At 56.7% G+C, this 3,637-nt stretch carries 2 protein-coding genes and 1 pseudogene; all 3 read right to left on the reverse strand.

The window, feature by feature from the left end; all coding sequences use genetic code 11:
* Positions 1-95: 95 nt before the first annotated feature.
* Positions 96-943 (reverse strand): annotated as a pseudogene (gene fghA, locus ACIQ0R_RS11880) (S-formylglutathione hydrolase).
* A complete protein-coding gene (locus ACIQ0R_RS11885) occupies positions 943-2,049 on the reverse strand; it encodes an S-(hydroxymethyl)glutathione dehydrogenase/class III alcohol dehydrogenase (protein ID WP_395827669.1) in 1,107 nt (368 codons plus the stop codon). The pseudogene fghA and the gene ACIQ0R_RS11885 overlap by 1 nt, the downstream one beginning before the upstream one ends.
* A gap of 72 nt (positions 2,050-2,121) precedes the next feature.
* Positions 2,122-3,492, reverse strand: coding sequence for a DNA repair protein RadA (gene radA / locus ACIQ0R_RS11890; protein WP_395827672.1), 1,371 nt, complete (start codon positions 3,490-3,492; stop codon positions 2,122-2,124).
* Positions 3,493-3,637: the final 145 nt, after the last annotated feature.

Here is a 3,637-nt window from a genome sequence, read left to right on the forward strand (position 1 = left end):
CCCATCTCTTCTTCAGCCTTATCTATATCAATGCCGAAGAGTAGCAGCTTGCCGGAAAAGTTAACAGCCCCTTCGGGCCTTTATGAAACCGTCTCTTACTTAGCCGCCAATATCCGCTGATGAAAAGCCAGATGATCCTCGATAAAAGTTGAGATGAAATAATAACCATGGTCATACGCCGCATGTCGCCTTAGCGTCAGGCGCTGGCCTGCCTGTGCGCAGGCAGCTTCAAACTGCTCCGGCAGTAATTGATCTGCCAGAAATTTGTCGCCCAAGCCCTGATCAATCAAGATCTCCTGAGGAAACTGGCGCTTCGAATCAAGTATCAGTTGCGTCGCGTCATAATCACGCCATGCACGCTGGTCTATCCCCCCCAGATACGTGCCGAATGCCTTTTTCCCCAAGGACACTGGCTAGGCGCAGCAATTGGGGCAAATGCAGATACCGAGCGAAATACATCCGGATTGCGCAAAGCCAGTATCAGCGCGCCATGGCCGCCCATCGAATGCCTGGATATTCCAATTCGTCCGGCCTGCGCCGGAAACCGCTGAACAATAACTTGCCGTAGCTCTTGCAGGACATACGAATACATCCGGAAATGCGCGGACCACGGCGCTTGCGTCGCATCCAGGTAGAAACCAGCGCCGCTGCCGACATCCCAACTGGCGTCGACACCGTCGATACCGGTATCGCGTGGACTGGTGTCCGGCGTCACCAGCATGATGCCGTGCTGCGCGGCAAAGCGTTGCGCACCGGCCTTGATCATGAAGGTCTCTTCGGTGTAGGTCAGCCCTGCCAGAAAAAACAACACCGGCACCGCACCAACCTTGGCCTGAGGCGGCTGAAAGACTGAAAAGCGCATCGGCAAACCAATCTCGATTGACGCATGCCTGTAGAACCCCTGAGTGCCGCCGAAACAGGCATGTTCACTAATGATTTCCATTAGTAGATCACCACCGAGCGAATCGACTCGCCGCTGTTCATCAGATCAAAGCCTTCGTTGATGCGATCCAGCGGCAGGCGGTGCGTAATCAGATCATCGATGTTTAATTTGCCATCCATATACCAGTCAACAATTTTTGGTACGTCGGTGCGGCCGCGGGCACCGCCAAAGGCCGAGCCTTTCCAGACCCGGCCAGTCACCAGTTGGAAAGGCCGTGTGCTGATTTCCTGGCCAGCAGCGGCAACACCAATCACGATTGACTGCCCCCAACCCTTGTGGCAGCACTCCAGCGCCTGGCGCATGGTGGTAGTGTTACCGATGCATTCGAAGCTGTAGTCGGCACCGCCGTCGGTCAGACCAATAATGGCATCGACCACATTTTCCACTTCGTTCGGATTAATGAAATGCGTCATGCCGAACTTTCTGGCTATTGCTTGGCGCGCCGGATTGATATCAACGCCGATGATCTTGTCAGCGCCAACCATGCGCGCCGCCTGAATCACATTCAAACCGATGCCGCCGAGACCGAACACCACAACATTAGCGCCAGCTTCGACCTTGGCAGTAAACAGCACGGCGCCAACGCCAGTAGTGACGCCGCAACCGATGTAGCAGACCTTGTCGAACGGCGCGTCGCGACGAATCTTGGCCAAGGCGATTTCCGGCACCACGATGTAATTGGAAAAGGTCGATGTGCCCATGTAATGGAAGATCGGCTTGCCATCAATCGAAAAACGGCTGCCAGCATCCGGCATCAGACCACGGCCCTGAGTCGAACGGATCGACTGGCACAGGTTGGTCTTCTGCGACAGACAAAATTTACACTCGCGGCATTCGGGCGTGTACAACGGGATCACATGATCGTCCTTCTTCAGGCTCTTCACGCCGGGGCCGACATCGACCACCACGCCGGCACCTTCATGGCCCAGGATCGCCGGGAAAATCCCCTCCGGATCAGCACCCGACAAGGTGTAGTAATCGGTGTGGCAAATTCCGGTGGCCTTGATCTCCACCAGCACTTCACCGGCGCGCGGACCGCCCAGTTCGACTTCTTCGATCGTCAGTGGCTGACCGGCTTTCCATGCGATAGCTGCCTTGGTTTTCATGTTGATGCTCCTTGATCGGGATAATTTGGAAAAGAACGAATTAATCAATGAATTAATGAATGAATCGATGCGTTACTCAGCATCACGAATCTTGGTCAGCGCATCGTCGATGCGCTCCACCGGGATGATCTTCAAGCCTTCGATGTCCTGCTTTGGCGCGTTCGACTTCGGGATCATCGCAATCGAAAAACCCAGCTTGGCCGCTTCGCGCAGACGTTCTTGGCCACGTGGTGCGGGACGAATCTCTCCAGCCAGGCCGACCTCGCCGAACACTACCAGCCCCCGCGGCAGGGGCCGGTTGCGCATTGATGAATTGATCGCCAGCAGCACCGCCAGGTCAGCGGCCGGCTCGGTGATCTTCACGCCGCCAACCGCATTGATGAACACGTCCTGATCGAACGCGGCAATCTCGGCATGCCGGTGCAACACCGCCAGCAGCATCGCCAGCCGGTTCTGCTCCAGTCCGACCGAGAGCCGGCGCGCGTTGGGCACATGCGAGGCGTCAACCAGCGCCTGGATCTCGACCAGCAGCGGCCGCGTGCCCTCCTGCGTGACCATCACGCAGGAGCCCGGCACCTGGTTATCATGCTGCGACAAAAACAGCGCCGACGGATTCGACACGCCCTTCAAACCTTTCTCGGTCATGGCGAACACACCCAGCTCATTGACCGCGCCGAAACGATTCTTGAAGGCCCGCACCAGACGAAAACTGGAATGCGTATCGCCTTCAAAATACAGCACCGTGTCAACGATGTGTTCCAACACCCGCGGCCCGGCCAGCGCGCCTTCCTTGGTCACATGGCCGACCATGATGATGGTAATGCCCGACTGCTTGGCGACGCGCGTGAGTTGCGCCGCACATTCCCGTACCTGCGCCACCGAACCCGGCGCCGAGCTGAGCGCATCCGAATACACGGTCTGAATCGAATCGATGACAGCGACTTCCGGCTTGTGCTCAACCAGTGTATTAAGAATTTTCTCCAGCTGGATTTCCGCCTGCAGCTTGAGATCCTGCGCATCCACCGCCAGCCGCTTGGCGCGCAACGCGATCTGCGCGCCGGATTCTTCGCCGCTGACATACAGCACTTTTTTTATTTTCGACAAATTAGCCAGCGCCTGCAGCAGCAATGTCGATTTGCCGATCCCTGGATCGCCGCCGATCAGCACCACGCCGCCGGCCACCAAGCCGCCGCCGAGTACGCGGTCAAACTCTTCGATACCGGTACCGAAGCGCGGTACGTCAATTGCCTCGATATCGGCCAGTGTCATCACCGGCGCCGTTTGCGCCAAGCCCTGGTGCTGGTTGGAAAAACGGTTGCCGACTGCCTCGACAACGGTTTCCACAAGCGTGTTCCATTGTCCACAGGACGGGCATTGGCCAGTCCACTTATTGGCGACGCCGCCGCATTCGGTACAGGTGTAATTGGTTTTAGCTTTGGCCATTTTTTGTTTTGCGGGACAAAGTTTGAGCTTCCCTCGATTTTTCGTCTTCCAACAGGTGGCTTTTATGCCGCCTGTTTTTCCTGATGTTGCTCAGTGAGCCAGTCATCTAAATACTGGCAGGGTGAACGATAGCCAAGCGTCGAAT

The organism is Collimonas sp., assembly GCF_044339385.1.
GTDB lineage: Bacteria > Pseudomonadota > Gammaproteobacteria > Burkholderiales > Burkholderiaceae_D > Collimonas.